At 72.9% G+C, this 18,738-nt stretch carries 16 protein-coding genes; 8 read left to right on the top strand and 8 right to left on the bottom strand.

The genetic code is table 11. The annotated features are described in order from the left end of the window. Nucleotides 1–23: 23 nt before the first annotated feature. Nucleotides 24–1,511, top strand: coding sequence for an AlkA N-terminal domain-containing protein (locus ACZ50K_RS10330; protein ID WP_468900180.1), 1,488 nt, complete (start codon nt 24–26; stop codon nt 1,509–1,511). 61 nt (nt 1,512–1,572) lie between these two features. Next, nucleotides 1,573–2,100 carry a methylated-DNA--[protein]-cysteine S-methyltransferase gene (locus ACZ50K_RS10325; RefSeq protein ID WP_468900177.1) on the top strand — a complete coding sequence of 176 codons (528 nt, stop codon included), beginning with the start codon at nt 1,573–1,575 and terminating at the stop codon, nt 2,098–2,100. A 26-nt stretch (nt 2,101–2,126) separates the two neighbouring features. Here ACZ50K_RS10325 and ACZ50K_RS10320 read toward each other — a convergent pair whose 3' ends face one another. Genes ACZ50K_RS10320 through ACZ50K_RS10310 form a run of 3 tightly spaced genes read right to left on the bottom strand, consistent with a single transcriptional unit; the run spans nt 2,127 to nt 4,828 of the window. Further along, nucleotides 2,127–2,555 carry a hypothetical protein gene (locus tag ACZ50K_RS10320; RefSeq protein ID WP_468900174.1) on the bottom strand — a complete coding sequence of 143 codons (429 nt, stop codon included), beginning with the start codon at nt 2,553–2,555 and terminating at the stop codon, nt 2,127–2,129. A 35-nt stretch (nt 2,556–2,590) separates the two neighbouring features. Continuing rightward, nucleotides 2,591–3,091 (bottom strand): NUDIX domain-containing protein, encoded by a 501-nt coding sequence (locus ACZ50K_RS10315; protein WP_468900172.1) that lies wholly within the window; start codon nt 3,089–3,091, stop codon nt 2,591–2,593. Nucleotides 3,092–3,109: 18 nt separating this feature from the next. Further along, nucleotides 3,110–4,828 (bottom strand): BCCT family transporter, encoded by a 1,719-nt coding sequence (locus ACZ50K_RS10310; RefSeq protein WP_468900169.1) that lies wholly within the window; start codon nt 4,826–4,828, stop codon nt 3,110–3,112. Between the two features lie 155 nt (nt 4,829–4,983). On the opposite strand from ACZ50K_RS10310, the gene ACZ50K_RS10305 reads away from it, so the two are divergent. Next, the gene (locus tag ACZ50K_RS10305) at nt 4,984–6,132 is read left to right on the top strand and encodes a glycerate kinase (RefSeq protein ID WP_468900166.1); all 1,149 of its coding nucleotides are present in this window, start codon (nt 4,984–4,986) and stop codon (nt 6,130–6,132) included. A 100-nt stretch (nt 6,133–6,232) separates the two neighbouring features. Continuing rightward, nucleotides 6,233–6,796, top strand: coding sequence for a hypothetical protein (locus tag ACZ50K_RS10300; RefSeq protein ID WP_468900164.1), 564 nt, complete (start codon nt 6,233–6,235; stop codon nt 6,794–6,796). Nucleotides 6,797–6,841: 45 nt separating this feature from the next. Here ACZ50K_RS10300 and ACZ50K_RS10295 read toward each other — a convergent pair whose 3' ends face one another. Both ACZ50K_RS10295 and ACZ50K_RS10290 read right to left on the bottom strand, forming a co-directional pair. Further along, complete coding sequence (locus tag ACZ50K_RS10295; RefSeq protein ID WP_468900161.1) at nt 6,842–7,129, bottom strand: chorismate mutase; 288 nt, start codon at nt 7,127–7,129, stop codon at nt 6,842–6,844. A 25-nt stretch (nt 7,130–7,154) separates the two neighbouring features. Further along, nucleotides 7,155–7,748, bottom strand: a complete 594-nt coding sequence (locus tag ACZ50K_RS10290) for a cysteine hydrolase family protein (RefSeq protein WP_468900158.1) — start codon at nt 7,746–7,748, stop codon at nt 7,155–7,157. A gap of 93 nt (nt 7,749–7,841) precedes the next feature. Between ACZ50K_RS10290 and ACZ50K_RS10285 the strand changes: the two genes are divergently transcribed. From ACZ50K_RS10285 to ACZ50K_RS10275, 3 genes are read left to right on the top strand one after another with little or no spacing between them, the layout of a single operon-like run. Continuing rightward, entirely contained in the window at nt 7,842–8,816 is a 975-nt protein-coding gene (locus tag ACZ50K_RS10285; RefSeq protein WP_468900155.1) for a GlxA family transcriptional regulator, read from the top strand. Nucleotides 8,817–8,866: 50 nt separating this feature from the next. Next, nucleotides 8,867–10,720, top strand: coding sequence for an alkyl/aryl-sulfatase (locus tag ACZ50K_RS10280; protein WP_468900152.1), 1,854 nt, complete (start codon nt 8,867–8,869; stop codon nt 10,718–10,720). Nucleotides 10,721–10,736: 16 nt separating this feature from the next. Continuing rightward, nucleotides 10,737–11,198: an FxLYD domain-containing protein gene (locus ACZ50K_RS10275; RefSeq protein ID WP_468900149.1), complete on the top strand. Its 462-nt coding sequence runs from the start codon at nt 10,737–10,739 to the stop codon at nt 11,196–11,198. A gap of 42 nt (nt 11,199–11,240) precedes the next feature. Here the strand turns inward: ACZ50K_RS10275 and ACZ50K_RS10270 are convergent, their stop codons facing one another. The 3 genes from ACZ50K_RS10270 to ACZ50K_RS10260 form a co-directional block, all read right to left on the bottom strand. Continuing rightward, the gene (locus ACZ50K_RS10270; protein ID WP_468900146.1) at nt 11,241–11,753 is read right to left on the bottom strand and encodes an O-acetyl-ADP-ribose deacetylase; all 513 of its coding nucleotides are present in this window, start codon (nt 11,751–11,753) and stop codon (nt 11,241–11,243) included. A gap of 4 nt (nt 11,754–11,757) precedes the next feature. Then, a complete protein-coding gene (locus ACZ50K_RS10265) occupies nt 11,758–13,176 on the bottom strand; it encodes a phytoene desaturase family protein (protein ID WP_468901146.1) in 1,419 nt (472 codons plus the stop codon). A gap of 112 nt (nt 13,177–13,288) precedes the next feature. Continuing rightward, on the bottom strand, nt 13,289–14,116 hold the full coding sequence (locus ACZ50K_RS10260; RefSeq protein ID WP_468900143.1) for an inositol monophosphatase family protein: 828 nt from the start codon (nt 14,114–14,116) through the stop codon (nt 13,289–13,291). 245 nt (nt 14,117–14,361) lie between these two features. On the opposite strand from ACZ50K_RS10260, the gene ACZ50K_RS10255 reads away from it, so the two are divergent. Next, nucleotides 14,362–18,651 carry a galactose-binding domain-containing protein gene (locus ACZ50K_RS10255; RefSeq protein ID WP_468900140.1) on the top strand — a complete coding sequence of 1,430 codons (4,290 nt, stop codon included), beginning with the start codon at nt 14,362–14,364 and terminating at the stop codon, nt 18,649–18,651. The last annotated feature ends 87 nt before the right edge of the window (nt 18,652–18,738 follow it).

The following is an 18,738-nucleotide window of genomic DNA, read 5'->3' as shown; positions in this document are numbered from 1 at the left end:
GCCGGACCACGGATGCTGGACTCATGCACACCGACACCGAGCGTTGCGTAAGGGCCGTGCAGTCGAAGGACGCGCGGTTCGACGGCTGGTTCTTCACGGCCGTCCGGACCACCGGGATCTACTGCCGGCCCAGCTGCCCGGCGGTGCCCCCCAAGGTCGAGAACATGAGCTTCCTGCCCAGTGCGGCGGCCTGCCAGCAGGCCGGGTTCCGGGCCTGCAAGCGGTGCCGTCCGGACACCAGCCCGGGATCGCCGGAGTGGAACGCGCGGGCCGACGCGGTGGCCCGGGCGATGCGGCTGATCCGGGACGGGGTGGTCGACCGGGAGGGGGTGCCCGGGCTGGCGGCCCGGCTGGGCTACTCCACCCGGCAGGTGGAGCGGCAGCTGAACGCCGAGCTGGGTGCCGGTCCGCTGGCCCTGGCCCGGGCGCAGCGGGCGCAGACCGCCCGGCTGCTGATCGAGACCTCGGCGCTGCCGATGGCCGATGTGGCGTTCGCCGCCGGGTTCTCCTCGATCCGTACGTTCAACGAGACGGTGCGGGAGGTGTTCGCGCTCTCCCCGGGGGAGCTGCGGACCCGGTCGGCGGGGCGGGCGGGGCAGGCGGCGGAGCCGCTGGTGCCGGGCACGCTGTCGCTGCGGCTGCCGTTCCGGGCCCCGCTCAATCCGGACAACCTGTTCGGGCATCTGGCGGCGACGGCGGTGCCGGGGGTGGAGGAGTGGCGGGCCGGGGCGTACCGGCGGACGCTGCGGCTGCCGTACGGCACCGGGGTGGTGTCGCTGGCGCCGCGGCCGGACCACATCGCCTGCCAGCTGTCGCTGACGGACCTGCGGGACCTGACGATCGCGATCAGCCGGTGCCGGTGGATGCTGGACCTGGACGCGGATCCGGAGGCGGTGGACGAGCAGCTGCGGTCGGATCCGCTGCTGGCCCCGCTGGTGGACAAGGCCCCGGGGCGGCGGGTGCCGCGGACGGTGGACGCGGCCGAGTTCGCGGTGCGGGCGGTGCTGGGGCAGCAGGTGTCGACGGCGGCGGCGCGCACCCATGCGGGGCGGCTGGTGCGGGCGCACGGGGAGCCGGTGGTGGATCCGGATCCGGCGGGCGGGCTGACGCACCTGTTCCCCACTCCGGTGGCGCTGGCCGGGCTGGACCCGGAGTCGCTGGCGCTGCCGCGCAGCCGGCGGACCACGCTGACCACGCTGGTGGCGGGGCTGGCGGACGGGTCGCTGCCGCTGGGCATCGACAGCGACTGGGAGGCCGCGCGGGCGGCGCTCGGGGCGCTGCCGGGCTTCGGGCCGTGGACCACGGAGGTGATCGCGATGCGCGCGCTGGGCGATCCGGACGCGTTCCTGCCGTCCGATCTGGGGGTCCGGCGGGCGGCGGCGGGGCTGGGCCTGCCGTCCTCGCCGGCGGCGCTGACGGGCCGGGCGGCCGGCTGGCGGCCCTGGCGGGCGTACGCCGTGCAGTACCTGTGGGCCACGGACGACCATCCGATCAACCGTCTGCCCGTCTGAACTCCCCCTCCCCTCTTCCCTCTTGTTCCTTGTTTCTTGTTTCCTTCTCAGGAGAGCGATCGTGAACAGCAGCACGTGTCACACCGTCGTCGACAGTCCCTGCGGGCCCCTCACCCTGGTGGCCACCGAGGGGGTGCTGAGCGGGGTGTACATGACGGAGCAGCGGCACCGGCCGGCCGAGGAGTCCTTCGGGGAGCGGGTGGACGCCGCCGAGGAGCCCTTCCCGGAGGTGGCCCGCCAGTTGGCGGCGTACTTCGCCGGGGAGCTGACCGAGTTCGACCTGCCGGTGCGGCTGGAGGGCACGGAGTTCCAGCGCAGCGTCTGGGAGCAGCTGCTGCTGATCCCGTACGGGCGGACCTGGTCGTACGGGGAGCTGGCGGGCCGGCTGGGCAAGCCGAACGCCTCCCGGGCGGTGGGGCTGGCCAACGGGAAGAACCCGGTCAGCATCATCGTGCCCTGCCACCGGGTGATCGGGGCCTCGGGCTCGATGACCGGGTACGGCGGCGGGGTGGAGCGCAAGCAGCGGCTGCTGGCCTTCGAGGCGGGCGGCGGGCGGGACACGCCGTCCGCGGGCACCCTCTGGGACTGAGCTCCCGGGGCGGGTCCGGGCCGCCGCTAGACCACGTGGACGGGGACGAGGAGGGCGAAGGCCACGCCCATCTCGACGGCGTAGCCGTACATGGAGGGGTGCGGGACGGGGGCGGCCATGATGACCATGCTCTGCTGGACGGCCGCGGCCTCGACCCATTCGGCGGGGGCGCCGATGGTGCCCTGGTACCAGCCCTCGCAGGCGCCGGGGCCGCTGACGAGGAGGACGTCGTCGTGCCGGCGGTACTCGGCGAGCCAGCCGGGCGCGGTCCGGGACCAGCCCTCGTAGTCGGTGAAGTGGGCCCAGCCGCCGTCCCGGATCGCGCCGTCGAACAGCCAGACCGGCTGGCCGTCCGGGGTGACCTCGGTGCCGGACTGCTCCTCGGTGGTGAAGTGGACCATGGGCAGGGCGTCGGGCCCGTCGGCGGTGCTGGGCCAGGCGTACATGGTGATCATGGTGTGATTCTGTCCTGCTCGGTGTAGGTGCGGTGTTACTCCGCCAGGGCGGGGAGGCCGTCCTCCAGTTCGGCGGTGCTCGCGCCCGACTCCAGCACCCGGTAGGCCTGTTGGATGCGGCGGCCGAGGGATCCGAGGAGGTGGGCGGGGATCTCCTCGGGGGTGATCAGCTTCCAGGAGAGCAGTTCCTCCTCCTGGAGCTTGATGGAGTCGAGCTGTTCGGCGCCGAGGACGCCGCCGTCGTAGACGTATGCGACCAGGGGTGGGCGGGCGGGGCCGCGGACCCAGTCGACGGCGAGGAGCCGGCCGAGCGGGAGGTCGAGTCCGATCTCCTCGGCGGCCTCCCGGCGGGCCGCGGCCCGGGGGGACTCGCCCTGGTCGGATTCGACGGTGCCGCCCGGGAGGACCCAGCCCTCGCGGTAGTTGGGCTCCACGACCAGGACCCGCCCGTCGGCGTCGCGGAAGAGGGCGGCGGCGCCGGCCAGCACCCGGGGCAGGCTCGCGATGTAGGCGGCGTAGTCGTCTGTGGTGGTCACGCCGCCACCCTAACGGGCCTACCGGTCCGTGCGGCCGCCGTCCTCGCGGTCGCGGCTGCGGGACTCGGCGGCCCGGCGCAGCCGGAGGTGCCGGGCCGGGCCCTGTTCGGTGATGGCGTCGCCGACCATGGCCTTGACGGCGTCCCGGAGTCCGTGGAGGGCGTGGTGGCGGGCGGGGCCGGCGCCGGGGTCCTCGCGGAGTTCCCGTACCAGCGCCCAGCAGAGCAGCAGCATCACGATGACGAAGGGCAGGGCGACCAGGATGGTGGCGGTCTGGAGGGACTTGAGGCCGCCGGCGAGGAGCAGGACGGCGGCCACGGCGGCCATCAGCACGCCCCAGGTGACGACCAGCCAGGTGGGCGGGTGCAGCGAGCCCCGGCTGGTGAGCGAGCCCATGACCAGCGAGGCGGAGTCGGCGCTGGTCACGAAGTAGGTCATCACCAGGACCATGGCCACGTACGAGGTGACGGTGCCCAGGGGCAGGGCGTCGAGCATCGCGAACAGGGAGGCCTCGGCGCCGTCCTTGACCTTGACGGTGAGGTCGGCGACTCCGGTGGCGTCCAGCCGGATGGCGGTGCCGCCCATGACGCAGAACCAGACGACGGTGGCGCCGGAGGGCACCAGGAGGACGCCGACGAGGAACTCGCGGATGGTGCGGCCGCGCGAGATCCGGGCGATGAAGGTGCCGACGAAGGGGGCCCAGGACAGCCACCAGGCCCAGTAGAAGATGGTCCAGGCGCCGAGCCAGGCGCTGTCGGTGAACGCCCCGGTGCGGGTGGCCATGGGGAGGAGTTCGTCGAGGTAGCTGCCGACGCTCGCCGGGATCACGTCGAGGATGTAGACGGTGGGGCCGAGCAGGAACACGAACAGCATCAGGACGGCGGCGAGCACGATGTTGACGGTGCTGAGCCATTTGACGCCCTTGTGCAGGCCGGAGAACGCCGAGAGCACGAAGGCGGCGGACAGCGAGGCGATGATCACCAGTTGGACGCCGGTGGTGTTCCGCACGCCGGCGGTGATGTCCAGGCCCTCGGCGACCTGGAGGGCGCCCAGGCCCAGGCTGGTGGCGGTGCCGAAGACGGTGGCGAAGACGGCCAGCAGGTCGATGGCCTGGCCGGCCGGGCCGTCGGCGCGGTCCTGGCCGATGAGCGGGACGAAGGCGGAGCTGAGCCGGTTGCCGCGGCCCTTGCGGAAGGTCGCGTAGGCGAGGGCCAGGCCGGCGATGCCGTAGATGGCCCAGGGGGTGAGGGTCCAGTGGAAGAAGGAGTAGTCCAGGGCGGCCCGGGCGGCGGCGCCGGTCTGCGGGGCGGCCCCGGAGGCGGGGGGCGGGGCCAGGTAGTGGGTGAGGGGCTCCCCCACCCCGTAGAACATCAGGCCGATCCCCATGCCGGCGCTGAACATCATCGCGATCCACGCGAGGTTGGTGAACTCGGGTTCGGAGTCGTCGGCGCCCAGCCTGATCCGGCCGAACCGGCTGATTGCCAGGACCACGCACATGACCAGGAACACGTCCGCGGCGATCACGAACAGCCAGGCGAAGTTCTCCAGCACCCAGGCCAGGGCCGTGCCCGACGCGCTGTCGAAGGAGTCCTTGCCGAGTGCCGCCCAGCCGACCACCAGCAGGACGGCGACCACCCCGATGACCACCACGGTGCGGTCCGGGGTGCCCTCGCCGGGGCCGGCGGCCGGGTCCCCGGGGCTGTCCGGGCGTGACTGTTCCAGTGGATCCGTACTCATACTGGCCCACTATCCTGGGGAAAATCGCCATTTATCGGTGTGCCGCGCCGGGTGCGGACGCGGCGTGACCCAGGCCACCCATGCGCATAGGAGGATCCTCCGGATAGGCTCATGGGTGGCGCGACTGCACGTTCGATAGCAAGGGATCAAGCAAGGTGACGGACGGAGCAGTAACTGAGGCCGCGCGCGTGCTCATCGCCGCGGACAAATTCAAGGGCTCGCTCACGGCCGTACAGGTCGCCGAGCGGGTGACGGCCGGCCTCCGCCGGGCCGTCCCGGACGTGGAGATCGAGACCCTCCCCGTCGCGGACGGCGGCGACGGTACGGTCGCGGCGGCGGTGGCCGCCGGATTCGAGCGCCGGGAGGTACGGGTCACCGGACCGCTCGGCGATCAGGTGACGGCCGCCTACGCGCTGCGCGAGGGCACCGCCGTGGTCGAGATGGCCGAGGCCTCCGGGCTCCAGCTGCTCCCGGCGGGCGTCTTCGCCCCGCTGACGGCCACCACGTACGGCTCGGGCGAGGTGCTGAAGGCCGCCCTGGACGCGGGTGCCCGCACCATCGTCTTCGGTGTGGGCGGCAGCGCCACCACCGACGGCGGCGCGGGCATGCTGGCCGCGCTGGGCGCGGTGTTCCTGGACGCGGCGGGCGAGCCGGTCGGCCCGGGCGGCGGCGCCCTGGCGGAGCTGGCCTCGGCCGACCTGTCCGGGATCGACCCCCGCTTCGCCGAGGTGGAGTTCGTCCTCGCCAGCGACGTGGACAACCCGCTGACCGGCCCGAAGGGCGCGCCCGCCGTGTACGGCCCGCAGAAGGGGGCCTCGCCGGAGGACGTGGCGGCCCTGGACGCGGCGCTGGCGCACTACGCGCAGGTGCTGGAGAAGGCGATCGGCCCGAAGGCCACCGAGCTGGCGGCCTCCCCGGGCGCCGGCGGCGCGGGCGGCATCGGCTACGGCGCGCTGCTGCTCGGGGCGAGCTTCCGGCCCGGCATCGAGCTGATGCTGGAGGTGCTGGGCTTCGCCCCGGCGCTGGAGCGGGCCACCCTGGTCATCACCGGCGAGGGCTCGCTGGACGAGCAGACCCTGCACGGCAAGGCCCCGGCAGGCGTGGCCTCGGCCGCGCGCGCGGCGGGCAAGCCGGTGGTGGCGGTCTGCGGGCGGCTGCTGCTGGAGCAGGAGGCGCTGACGGCGGCCGGCATCCGGCGGGCGTACCCGCTGACGGAGATCGAGCCCGACACCGCGAAGTGCATCGCGAACGCGGGACCGCTGCTGGAGCAGGTGGCCGCGAACATCGCCGCCGACGTGCTCTGACGCACGGCGCATGACGCACGGTCATCGGAGGCCCGGGTCCCGCTCGCATCCGCGAAGGGGATCCGGGCCTCCGGGCAGACCGGACAGGACGGGACCGAGCATGCTGCAGGAGACCGGGGGCACCGGGGTGGATGCCCTGCGGATCGCGGGACGCCCGGGGGTGGACCGGGGAACCCCGGTGCTCGCCGCGTTCGAGATCCTGCCCGACGGGCCGGCCGAGGAGTACGCCGCGCGGGTGCGGGAAGTCCTCGCCGCGGTCTACGGGATCGCCGCCCGGGCCGACTTCGACGCCGACGAGGACCTGCCCACCGACATCCTGCCGGCCTGGTTCACCGGGGTCTGCCGGGACGGCTTCCCGACCGAGCCGTTCGCCGCCGCCGGACGGGACCGGTTCAACGCCGGGTACGAGGGCTGCGAGACCTGGGAGCTCCAGGACTGGCTGTCCCGGTTCGACCCCGACCCGGATATCCGCGGCTGGGCCTTCTGGGACCTGACCCGCTCCCCCGCCGGACCCGGCGGGCTGCGGCTGTGGGCGGACAGCCGGGGGGAGTCCTCCTTCGCCTGGGAGGAGCTCCGCTTCCTGCTGTACACGGCCGGGGCCCGGTCGGTGGGCCGGCCCGCGGTGGTGCGCACCGGGGTGTGGGAAGCGGAGGAGTCCGTATGACGCGGGGCGGCGGGAACGAGGTGCGGGCCCGGCGCAGGGTCCGGGTCAGGGCAGGGTGCGGTGTTCGGTGAGTTCCAGGTCGATGAACGCGGCGACCATGGCGCGCCAGACCGCTTCGGCGACCTCCGGGGCCAGCCCCTCGGCCGCCGCCCGGGTGCGGGCCGCGGCGACCACGCGTTCCACCCGGTCCGGGGCGCGGACGGCCTCCTCGTCCTTCTTGAAGCCGGCGGCGGCCCGGACCAGTTCCTGGCGGCGGGCCAGCAGGGCGACCAGATCGGTGTCGATCGCGTCTATCGCGGCGCGGACCTCGTCGAGCGAGCGGGGATTCGGCATGGCCCCATGATCGCACCGGGGCCCGTCAGCCGGCCGCGCGCAGGAGTTCCGCGGTGCCGACGACCCGGGCGAAGCCTCCGCCGTGCAGGTTGACGGCGGTGGCGGTGGCCAGTTCGTCCGCGGTGAGGGCGAGGCCGGGCGGACCGGCCAGGTCGAAGGTGTGGGTGGCGTCCAGCGGGACGATGGTGTCGAAGCCCAGGTTCCCGGCCATCCGGGCCGTGGTCTCCACGCACATGTTGGTCTGGACACCGGCCACCACCAGCTGCCGGATCCCGGCCGCCGTCAGCCATTCCGCCAGGTCGGGGGTGCCGTAGAAGGAGGAGTTCACCGACTTGACCACCAGCAGGGACCCGGCCCGGCGGGCCTCGACGAACTCCTGGAAGGCGTTGCCGGGGCTGCCCGCGGCCAGCGGGGAGTCGGGGTTCACCGAGTCGTGGCGGACCAGGACCAGGGGGCGTCCGGTGCGCTGCCAGGAATCCATCAGGTCGGCGATGTTCCGCTCGGCCGCCGGGTTGTCGCGCGGGCCCCAGAAGGCGCTGTCGGTGAAACCGCGCTGGACGTCCACGACGATCAGCGCGGCGTCGGCGGCCAGGGTCAGTGGGGGTTCGGTGATGGTCATGGGTTCATCGTGGTCGGGCCGGTGGCGGCGGAACAGCGCCGCCGGCGACCGGAACCGATGGGATCCTGCCACCGCCGCCGTCAGACTGGCAGGATGCAACGAGTCGCCCTGATCGCCCAGCCCGGCATCCGCGCCTTCGACCTCGCCGTGATCACCGAGGTGTGGGGGTCGGACCGGACCGGGCTCGGCGTGCCCGCGTTCACGCTGGGGCGGTGCGCGGCCGGGCCGGAGCCGCTGGTGCTGCCGGGCGGGCTGACCCTGCTGCCGGACCGGGGCCTGGAGTGGCTGGCGGAGGCCGACCTGGTGGTCGTACCGGCGCTGGCGGAACCGGCGGATCCGACCCCCGGGCCGGTCCTCGCGGCGCTGCGGGCCGCGCACCGGCGGGGGACGCCGATCGCCGCGCTGTGCGCCGGGGCCTTCGTGCTGGCCGAGGCCGGGCTGCTGGACGGGCGGCGGGCCGTCACGCACTGGTCGCTGGCCGGTGAGCTGGCCGGACGGTATCCGACGGTACGGGTCGAGGACGCCCCGCTGTTCGTGTCCGACGGCGGGCTGTGGACCTCGGCCGGGGTGGCCTCGGGGATCGACCTGTGCCTGCACCTGGTCCGTGAGGCGCACGGGGCGGAGGTGGCCGCCACCCTGGCCCGGTCCCTGGTCACCGGGCCGTTCCGGACGGGGGCCACCGCCCAGTACCTGGACCGTCCGGTACCGGCCGCGGACCGGACCGCCGAGGTGCTGGCCGAGGTCCGGGCCCGGGTGCTGGGCCGGCTGGCGGAGCCGCTGGACGTGCCGACGCTGGCGCGCTGGGCGGGCATGTCGCCCCGGTCCTTCGCCCGGCACTTCCGGGCGGCCACCGGCAGCACCCCGCACCGCTGGCTGCTCGACCGCCGTCTCGACGAGGCCCGCCGGCTGCTGGAGCGGACGGACCACCCGGTCGCGGAGGTGGCCCGCAGGTCCGGTTTCGGCAGCGAGGTGACCTTCCGGCAGCACTTCACCGCCTCGCTGGGGGTCGGCCCGCGCGCCTACCGGGCCGCCGTGGCCGCCGGATGCGGACCGCCGGAAGCTGTGTGAGGTTGGTCGGCAGGTGGTGTGCGACCGGCACACCGGAACGGAGCCCGGCCATGCCCACGCCCCCCGCCGAGGACACCAGGGACTTCGAGGACAGGGACTTCGAGGACGCCGACCGGGGTTTCGTCGCCGCCCTCGTCCCCGGCACGGTCCGCGCTGCGGACGGCCGCACGGTCTACGACAACGACGCGTACTCCTTCCTGGAGGCCGAGTGCCCCGACACGGCCCACCCCAGCCTCTGGCGGCAGTCCCGGCTCTGCTCCAAGCAGGGCCTGTACGAGGTCACCGGGGGCGTCTACCAGGTCCGCGGCCTGGACCTGTCGAACATGACCCTGGTCGAGGGCGACCGCGGGGTGGTCGTCATCGATCCGCTGCTGGCCGCCGAGACGGCGGCCGCCGCCCTCGCCCTCTACCGCGAGCACCGCGGCGACCGCCCGGTGACCGGCATGATCTACACCCATTCGCACGCGGACCACTTCGGCGGCGCCCGGGGCGTCCTGCCGGCCGGCACCGAGGAGGGCGTACCGATCCTGGCGCCGGCGGGGTTCATGGAGCACGCGGTCAGCGAGAACGTGTACGCGGGCAACGCGATGACCCGGCGCGCCATCTACATGTACGGGGACCGGCTGCCCAAGGCCCCCGACGGGCAGATCGGCGCCGGTCTGGGCATGACCACCTCCAACGGCACCCTCACCCTGATCCCGCCCACCGTGGACATCACCCGCACCGGGCAGGAGGAGACCGTCGACGGGGTGCGGTTCGTCTTCCAGCTCACCCCGGGCACCGAGGCCCCGGCCGAGATGAACTTCCTGATCCCGGACCGGCGGGCGCTGTGCCTGGCGGAGAACGCCACCCGCACCATGCACAACGTCCTGACCCTGCGCGGGGCGGTGGTCCGCGACGCCCGCATCTGGTCGCGGTACCTGGACGAGGCCGTCGAGTGGTTCGGCGACCGCTACGACCTCGCCTTCGCCTCCCACCACTGGCCGACCTGGGGCCGGGAGCGGGTGGTGGAGTTCCTCACCGCGCAGCGGGACCTCTACGCGTACGTCCACGACCAGACGCTGCGGCTGCTCAACTCGGGCCTCACCGGGCCCGAGATCGCCGAGGAGCTGGTGCTGCCGCCCGCCCTGGAGGCCGCCTGGCACGCGCACGGCTACTACGGCTCGCTCAGCCACAACGTGAAGGCCGTGTACCAGCGTTATCTGGGCTGGTACGACGGGAACCCGGCGCACCTGTGGGAGCACCCGCCGGTGGAACTCGCCCAGCGGTACGTGGAGGTGGCCGGCGGCCCGGAGCCGATGCTGGCCAAGGCCCGGATGTACGCCTCGGACGGCGATCTGCGGTTCGCCGCGACCCTGTTGAACCACCTGGTCTTCGCCGATCCGGACCATGCGGACGCCCGGGAGGAACTGGCCGGGGTGTACGAACGGCTGGGCCGGGGTGCCGAGAACGGCCCCTGGCGCAACTTCTACCTGACCGGGGCGATGGAGCTGCGCGACGGGCCGCTGCCGGTGGCCATCGACACCACCAATCCGGAGATGGTGGGGGCGCTGACCACCGAGATGCTGCTGGACTCGGTGGCGGTGCGGATCGACGGCCCGCGGTGCTGGGACGAGTCCTTCACGGTGGACCTGGCCCTCACCGACGAGGGCCGCCGCCACCGGCTGACCCTGCACAACGGGGCACTGACGCACCGGTCGGTGCCGCTGGCCGACCCGCCGCGCTCCCCGGCCGGGCTGACCCTGAACCTGACCCGGGCGGCGCTGCTCGCGCTGCTGGCCGGCGGGGACGCGGCCGGCCCCGGTGCGGAGGGCGTGGGCGCGGACGGCGACCGGGGTCTGCTGGCCCGGCTGCTGTCGTACGCCGAGGCCCCGGACACCGCTTTCCCGATCGTCACCCCCTGACCCGCGAGGAGTACCCATGCAGCACATCCGGACCCGCGCCGCCGGCGCCGTCGCTCTCGCCGCCCTGCTGGCCCTGGGCACGGCCGGCTGCTCGGACGGCGGGAGCGTGTCGGGCGCCGCCTCGGCGGCCGCCTCGAAGGCCTCGGACGCGGTGTCCTCGGCCAGTGAGGCCGCCCAGCGGAAGCTGGACGGGATCAAGGACGGGGTGGACGTGAAGGCGGACGTCCGGCTCGGTGCCCCGGCCGCCGGCGCGGACGGGAAGTCCGCGGTGGCGGTGACCGCGACCAACACGGCGGACTCCACGAAGTCCTTCGCCGTGCAGGTGGTCTACAACGACGCGTCCGGGAACCTCCTGGACACCGTGGTGGTCACCGTCTCCGACGTCCCGGCGGGGCAGTCCAAGGAGGGCACCGCGGTCAGCAACCGCAAGCTGTCGGGCGAGGTGAAGACCGAGGTCGGCCAGGCCCTGCGGTACTGACCGGCGCGGGCCCGTCCCGGCGGAGGCGCGCGCCGGTCCGCCTCAGTGGAGGTGGGCGCCGAAGGCCGTGTAGGCCGCCGTGTCGAAGAGCACGAAGCGGACCTCCTCGACCGGGGCGGTGGCGGCGGTCCGGACGGCCTCGACGGCGATCCGGGCCCCGTCGTCCATCGGCCAGCCGTAGACGCCGGTGGAGATGGCCGGGAAGGCGACGGTACGGGCGCCGAGTTCGGCGGCGATCCGCAGCGATTCGCGGTAGCAGGAGGACAGCAGGGCGGAACGGTCCTCGGCGGCGGAGTACACCGGGCCGACCGTGTGGATGACGTGCTCGGCGGCCAGCCGGCCGGCCGGGGTGGCCACGGCCTGGCCGGTGGCGAGGCCCTTGCCGTAGTGCGAGGCGCGCAGGGCCCGGCAGGCGGCGAGGATCTCCGGCCCGCCCCGGCGGTGGATGGCGCCGTCCACCCCGCCGCCGCCGAGCAGCGAGGAGTTGGCGGCGTTGACGATGGCGTCGGCGTGCTCGGCCGTGATGTCGCCCTGGACCAGGGTGATGCGGACCATCGGATCAGCGGGCCTTTCTCAGATGGCGCCAGACCGCCTTGGCCGCGTTGTGTCCGGACATGCCGTGTACGCCGGGGCCGGGCGGGGTGGCGGAGGAGCAGATGAACACCGCCGGGTGCGTGGTGGCGTAGGGGTGCAGGGACAGTCTGGGGCGCAGCAGCAGTTGGAGGCCGGAGGCGGCGCCGCAGGCGATGTCCCCGCCGACGTAGTTGGGGTTGCGGGCGGCGAGTTCGGGCGGGCCGGCGGTGGCGCGGGCCAGGACCAGGTCGCGGAAGCCGGGGGCGAAGCGCTCCAGCTGGCGTTCCACGGCCTCGGTGAGGTCTCCGTCCCAGCCGTGCGGGACGTGCCCGTACGCCCAGAAGGTGTGCCGGCCCTCGGGGGCCCGGGAGGGGTCGACCAGGGTGGGCTGGGAGGTGATCAGGAAGGGGGTGCGGGGGGCCCGGCCGGAGGAGGCCAGCTGGAGGGCGGCGTCGATGTCGCGGGTGCGCGGGCCGATCTGGACGGTGCCGGCCCGGCGGGCGGGTTCGGCGGTCCAGGGGACGGGGCCGGAGAGGGCGTAGTCGAGTTTGAAGGCGGCGGCGCCGTAGCGGTATCCGGCGTAGGCGCGGCCGAGGCCGGCGATCCTGGCCAGGGCGGTGGGTGAGGTGTCGAAGACGTAGGAGCGGGCGGGCGGGAGGTCGTCGAGGCGTTTGACCTCGTAGCCGGTGTGCAGGGTGCCGCCGAGTTCGGTGAGGTAGCCGGCCAGGGCGTCGGGGATGGCCTGGGAGCCGCCGCGGGCCACCGGCCAGCCGTGGGTGTGCGCGGCGAGGGCGAAGACCAGGCCGACGGCGCCGGTGGCGATCCCGCCGAGCGGGGCGATGACATGGGCGACGAGTCCGGCGAAGAGGGCGCGGGCCCGCTCGTCGTGGAAGCGGCGGAGCAGCCAGGTGGAGGGCGGCAGACCGGCCAGTGCGAACCTGGCCAGGGCGAGCGGGTCCCTGGGCAGGGCGGTGGAGGGCAGGGACATGAAGTCGCGGACCAGGGTGTCCCAGTCGGCGAGGAAGGGTTCGACCAGGCGCCGGTAGGTGCCGGCGTCGCGCGGTCCGAAGGAGGCGGCGGTCTCGGCGACCGAGCGGGAGAGCACGGCCGCGGTGCCGTCGTCGAAGGGGTGGGCCATGGGCAGCGGGGCGTGCAGCCATTCCAGGCCGTGCCGGGCGAGCGGCATGGTGGCGAAGACCGGGGATCCGGCGCCCAGCGGGTGCACGGCCGAGCAGGGGTCGTGCCGGAAGCCGGGCAGGGTCAGTTCCTCGGTCCTGGCGCCGCCGCCGATGGTCGGGGCGGCTTCGAAGACGGCCACGGAGAAGCCGCGGCGGGCGAGTTCGACGGCGGCGGTCAGGCCGTTGGGCCCGGCTCCCACCACGACCGCGTCGAGGATCGACGGCACCATGCGACTCCTTCGTCTGCCTGCGGCACTGGTTCCGTGCGGGACCAGCGTATTACCGGGCGCTCGCCCGGCGGTCGTGCCGGGTCGGTGTGCGGGGCGGGGTCACGCCGGGTCAGCCCTCGCCGCGGAGCAGGGAGATGACGCGGTCGGCGGTGGCCCGGTCCCGGGCGATGGCGAACGGCAGCGCGTTGTCCCGGTCGATGCGGAACTGCTCGCCCGCCACGGTGACCTGGGCCCCGCCGGCCTCGGCGACCAGCAGCAGTCCGGCGGCGTGGTCCCAGGCGGAGGGCCAGGTGAAGGCGAGGGCGTCCATCTCGCCGCGGGCCACCTTCAGGTACTCCAGTCCGGCCGATCCGCAGGGGCGGGGCGCGATGCCCGGGACGTCGAGCCGGGAGAGGGTCTCGCGTTCCCGGTCGCTGGTGTAGAGGGGGTGGGCGGTGGCGACCTTCAGCTCGGCGCCGGGTTCGGGTGAACCGGAGCGGATGGCGGTGCCGTTGACGTGTGCGCCGCCGCCGCGGACGGCGACGGCCAGTTCCTCCAGGACCGGGGCGAAGGTCCAGGAGGCGTGGATCTCGCCGTGCTGTGCGAGGGCCACGAGGGTGCAGAAGCCGGGCTCGCCGCCCACGAACTGCCGGGTGCCGTCGACGGGATCGACGATCCACACGGGCGCGTCGCCGCGCAGGGCCCGGTAGACGGCGGGGTCGGCGTGCACGGCTTCCTCGCCGACCACCACCGAGCCGGGGAGCAGGGCGGTGAGGGAGGCGGTGAGGTGCTCCTCGGCCTTGCGGTCGGCGACGGTCACCAGGTCGTGCGGTCCGTTCTTGCTCTCGACTTCGTGTTCGGCGAGTTGCCGGTACCTCGGCATGATCTCGACGGCCGCGGCCTTGCGGACCGCTTCCTCCACGTCGGCGAGCCGGTTCCCGAGAAATTCATCGATCATGCCGTCCATCAGACCATGCCGGGCTGTCGAACCCCACCGGGGTCGGGTGACGCCCAGGTGAAAGCGTCAGGTCGGGGCCACGCAAACCGCTTGCGTTATTTGCGCCCTGCTTGCGCAAGTGATGCTGGCATAAAACTCCGGTACGAGGAGTAGACGACTCAGCAGGGCTCTGCAACTCTCGGACAGCACCACGCAAATTCCTGTCTCACCTGGTTCAGAAACCCTATTCCGAGGGACGAGGACATATGAGAAGGCTCCACTGGAGAGGGCGGGCCACCCTGGCCGCCCTCATCAGCACGGCCCTGCTGATGCTGGGCTGGCCCGCACTGACCGCCGTGGCCGCCGGCGGTCCCAACCTCGCGGCCGGCCGCCCCGCCGCCGCGAGCAGCACCAACGCCCCCTATCCGGCCGCCAACGTGACCGACGGGAACCAGTCCACCTACTGGGAGAGCGCCGGCAGCGCCTTCCCGCAGTGGGTGCAGACCGACCTCGGCGCCACCACCCGCGTCGACCAGGTGGTGCTCAAGCTCCCCGCCACCTGGGAGAGCCGCAGCCAGACCCTGTCGGTCCAGGGCAGCGCCGACGGCACCAGCTTCAGCACCCTGGTGAACTCGGCCACCCACACCTTCAGCCAGGGCAGCGGGAACACCGTCACCATCGGGTTCCCGGCCGCCCAGACCCGGTTCGTGCGGATCAACATCACCGCCAACACCGGCTGGCAGGCCGCCCAGCTCTCCGAACTGGAGGTCCGCGCCCCCGGCGAGTCCTCCACCAACCTGGCGCTGGGCAAGACCTTCACCTCCAGCGGCCACACCCAGAACTACGTCCCGGCCAACGCCGGGGACGGCAACGCGGCCAGCTACTGGGAGAGCGTCAACAACGCGCTCCCGCAGTGGATCCAGACCGACCTCGGGTCCTCCGTCCGGGTGGACCGGATGGTCCTGCGGCTCCCCGAGAACTGGGGCGCCCGCACCCAGGAGGTGAAGGTCCAGGGCAGCACCAACGGTTCGGAGTTCACCGACCTCACCGCCGCCCGGGTGCTCTCCTTCGCCCCGGCCTCCGGCAACACCGTGACCGTCACCTTCGACGCCACCACCACGCGCCATCTGCGCGTGGTGATCTCGCAGAACTCCGTACAGCCCGGCGGCCAGCTCTCCGAGCTGGAGGTCTACGGCCCGCAGGGCGGCGACACCCAGGCGCCCACCGCCCCGACCTCCCTCGCCTACACCGAGCCGGCCACCGGGCAGATCCGGCTGACCTGGAACGCCGCCACCGACAACGTCGGGGTCACCGGCTACGACATCTACGCCGACAACCAGCTGCGGACCTCCGTCGCCGGGAACGTCACCACCTACACCGACAACCAGCCCGCCTCGGCCAGCGTGACCTACCACGTGCGGGCCAAGGACGCGGCCGGCAACCAGTCGGCGAACAGCAACAGCGTGACCCGCGCCGGGGACACCGGTGACACCCAGGCGCCCACCACGCCCGGCAGCCTCGCGCTGACCGAGCCGGCCGCCGGGCAGATCCGGCTGACCTGGAACGCCTCCACCGACAACGTCGGGGTCACCGGCTACGAGGTGTACGCCAACAACCAGCTGCGGACCACGGTGGCCGGGAACACCACCACCTACACCGACAGCCAGCCGGCCGGTGCCACCGTCAGCTACTTCGTCCGGGCCAAGGACGCCGCGGGCAACCGCTCCGGCGACAGCAACACCGTCACCCGCAACGGCACCGGGGGCGGCGGCTCCAACCTGGCCGTCGGCAAGCCCATCACCGCCTCCTCCGTGATCCACACCTTCGTCGCGGAGAACGCCAACGACAACAGCACCGCCACCTACTGGGAGGGCGCGGCGGGCGCCTACCCGAGCACCCTGACGGTCAGGCTCGGCGCCAACGCCGACGTCGACCGGCTGGTCCTCAAGCTCAACCCGGACTCCTCCTGGGGCTCGCGCACCCAGAACATCCAGGTGCTCGGCCGCGAGCAGAGCGCCTCGGGGGTCACGAACCTGGTCGCCGCCAAGGACTACGTCTTCGCCCCGGGCTCGGCCAACACCGTCACCATCCCGCTCGGCGCCCGTGTCGCGGACGTGCAGCTGCGCTTCACCTCCAACACCGGCTCCTCCAACGGCCAGATCGCCGAGTTCCAGGTCATCGGGGTCGCGGCCCCCAACCCCGACCTGGAGATCACCGGGCTGACCGCCTCCCCGGCCGCGCCGGTGGAGTCGGACCCCGTCACCCTGTCCGCCACCGTGAAGAACAGCGGTCCGGCCGCGGCCCCCGCGACCTCCGTCACCTTCCAGCTGGGCGGCACCAAGGTCGGCACCGCCGCCGTGCCCGCGCTGGCCGCCGGCGCCGGCACCACCGTCTCCGCCGGGATCGGCGCCCGCGACTCCGGGACGTACCCGCTGAGCGCGGTGGTCGACGAGGCGAACACGGTGGTCGAGCAGAACGACACCAACAACGGATTCACCGGACCCCCGCTGGTGGTCCGCCCGGTCGACAGCTCCGACCTGGTGGCCTCGGCGGTCGGCTGGTCGCCGGGCGCCCCGTCCGCCGGACAGCAGGTGACCTTCTCCGTCACCGTGAAGAACCAGGGCACGGTGGCCGCGGCCGCCGGCAGCCACGGGGTGACCCTGACCCTCCAGGACGCGGGCGGCGCCACCGTCCGCACCCTCACCGGCTCGTTCGGCGGGGCCCTCGCGGCCGGCGCCTCCACCGCGCCCATTTCCCTGGGCAGCTGGCCGGCGGCGAACGGCAGGTACACCGTCAAGGTGGTCCTCGCCGACGACGCCAACGAGCTCCCGGTCAAGCGCGCCAACAACACCTCCACCAAGCCGTTCTTCGTGGGCCGCGGGGCGAACATGCCCTTCGACATGTACGAGGCCGAGGACGGCACCGTGGGCGGCGGCGCCACCGTGGTCGGACCCAACCGGACCATCGGCGACATCGCCGGCGAGGCCTCCGGCCGCAAGGCCGTCAACCTGGACGCCACCGGCGAGTTCGTGGAGTTCACCACCCGGGCCGCCACCAACACCCTGGTCACCCGCTTCTCCATCCCGGACGCCCCGGGCGGCGGCGGCATCGACTCCACCATCAACGTCTACGTCAACGGCACCCTCAAGAAGACCCTGCCGCTGACCTCCAAGTACGCCTGGCTCTACGGGGCGGAGGCCTCCCCCGGCAACTCCCCGGGCGCCGGCGCCCCCCGGCACATCTACGACGAGGCGAACATCCTGCTGGGCGAGACCGTCCCGGCGGGCAGCCGCATCAAGCTCCAGAAGGACGCGGCGAACACCTCCACCTACGCCATCGACTTCGTCAGCCTGGAGCAGGCCGTCCAGATCCCCAACCCCGACCCGGCGACCTACGCGGTGCCGACCGGATTCGGCCACCAGGACGTGCAGAACGCCCTGGACCGGGTCCGGATGGACACCACCGGCAAGCTGGTCGGCGTGTACCTGCCGGCCGGTGAGTACCAGACCGCCAGCAAGTTCCAGGTGTACGGCAAGGCCGTGCAGGTGGTCGGCGCCGGACCCTGGTTCACCCGCTTCAACGCCCCGTCCACGCAGGACAACACGGACGTGGGCTGGCGCGCGGACAACACCGCGAAGGGCTCCTCCTTCACCGGCTTCGCCTACTTCGGGAACTACACCTCGCGGATCGACGGCCCCGGCAAGGTCTTCGACTTCGCGAACGTCTCCGACATCACCATCGACAACATCTGGAACGAGCACATGGTGTGCCTCTACTGGGGCGCCAACACCGACCGGATCACCATCAAGAACTCACGGATCCGCAACATGTTCGCCGACGGGGTCAACATGACCAACGGCAGCACGGACAACCTCGTGTCCAACAACGAGGCGCGGGCCACCGGCGACGACAGCTTCGCGCTGTTCTCCGCGATCGACGCGGGCGGCGCGGACATGAAGAACAACGTCTACGAGAACCTGACCACCATCCTGACCTGGCGGGCGGCCGGAATCGCCGTGTACGGCGGCTTCAACAACACCTTCCGCAACATCCACATCGCCGACACCCTGGTCTACTCGGGCATCACCATCAGCTCGCTGGACTTCGGGTACCCGATGAACGGGTTCGGGACGGATCCGACCCTCTTCGAGAACATCTCGATCGTCCGGTCGGGCGGCCACTTCTGGGGCGCGCAGACCTTCCCGGGCATCTGGATCTTCTCCGCCTCCAAGGTGTTCCAGGGGATCCGGATCAACAACGTGGACATCGTGGACCCGACCTACAGCGGGATCATGTTCCAGACCCAGTACGTGGGCGGCCAGCCGGTGAACCCGATCAAGGACACGATCCTGCGGGACATCACGATCACCGGGGCGAAGAAGAGCGGTGACGCCTTCGACGCCAAGTCCGGTTTCGGCCTCTGGGCCAACGAGATGCCGGAGGCCGGCCAGGGACCGGCGGTGGGTGAGGTCACCTTCCACAACCTGAGGACCTCGGACAACGCCGTGGACGTTCGGAACACGACCTCGACGTTCAGGATCAACCAGCTGCCGTAAGGGGCGGTCGGACCGGTTGCCGCCCGGGTCTCCCGGGCGGCAAACTGGCCGTAATCGAACTGTAAGAAACTTGCATTTCTTGCGCTA

Source organism: Streptomyces sp. NPDC033845, assembly GCF_055576225.1.
Note: the sequence above shows the minus strand (reverse complement) of the source record. Positions and strands in the feature narration are given on the sequence as shown.

Bases quoted from the DNA above. Each gene is read 5' to 3' on its own strand.
- ACZ50K_RS10330 (WP_468900180.1), top strand. From the start codon at position 24: ATGCACACCGACACCGAGCGTTGCGTAAGGGCCGTGCAGTCGAAGGAC.
- ACZ50K_RS10320 (WP_468900174.1), bottom strand. From the start codon at position 2,555: ATGATCACCATGTACGCCTGGCCCAGCACCGCCGACGGGCCCGACGCC.
- ACZ50K_RS10310 (WP_468900169.1), bottom strand. From the start codon at position 4,828: ATGAGTACGGATCCACTGGAACAGTCACGCCCGGACAGCCCCGGGGAC.
- ACZ50K_RS10300 (WP_468900164.1), top strand. From the start codon at position 6,233: ATGCTGCAGGAGACCGGGGGCACCGGGGTGGATGCCCTGCGGATCGCG.
- ACZ50K_RS10295 (WP_468900161.1), bottom strand. From the start codon at position 7,129: ATGCCGAATCCCCGCTCGCTCGACGAGGTCCGCGCCGCGATAGACGCG.
- ACZ50K_RS10290 (WP_468900158.1), bottom strand. From the start codon at position 7,748: ATGACCATCACCGAACCCCCACTGACCCTGGCCGCCGACGCCGCGCTG.
- ACZ50K_RS10285 (WP_468900155.1), top strand. From the start codon at position 7,842: ATGCAACGAGTCGCCCTGATCGCCCAGCCCGGCATCCGCGCCTTCGAC.
- ACZ50K_RS10280 (WP_468900152.1), top strand. From the start codon at position 8,867: ATGCCCACGCCCCCCGCCGAGGACACCAGGGACTTCGAGGACAGGGAC.
- ACZ50K_RS10275 (WP_468900149.1), top strand. From the start codon at position 10,737: ATGCAGCACATCCGGACCCGCGCCGCCGGCGCCGTCGCTCTCGCCGCC.
- ACZ50K_RS10270 (WP_468900146.1), bottom strand. From the start codon at position 11,753: ATGGTCCGCATCACCCTGGTCCAGGGCGACATCACGGCCGAGCACGCC.
- ACZ50K_RS10260 (WP_468900143.1), bottom strand. From the start codon at position 14,116: ATGATCGATGAATTTCTCGGGAACCGGCTCGCCGACGTGGAGGAAGCG.
- ACZ50K_RS10255 (WP_468900140.1), top strand. From the start codon at position 14,362: ATGAGAAGGCTCCACTGGAGAGGGCGGGCCACCCTGGCCGCCCTCATC.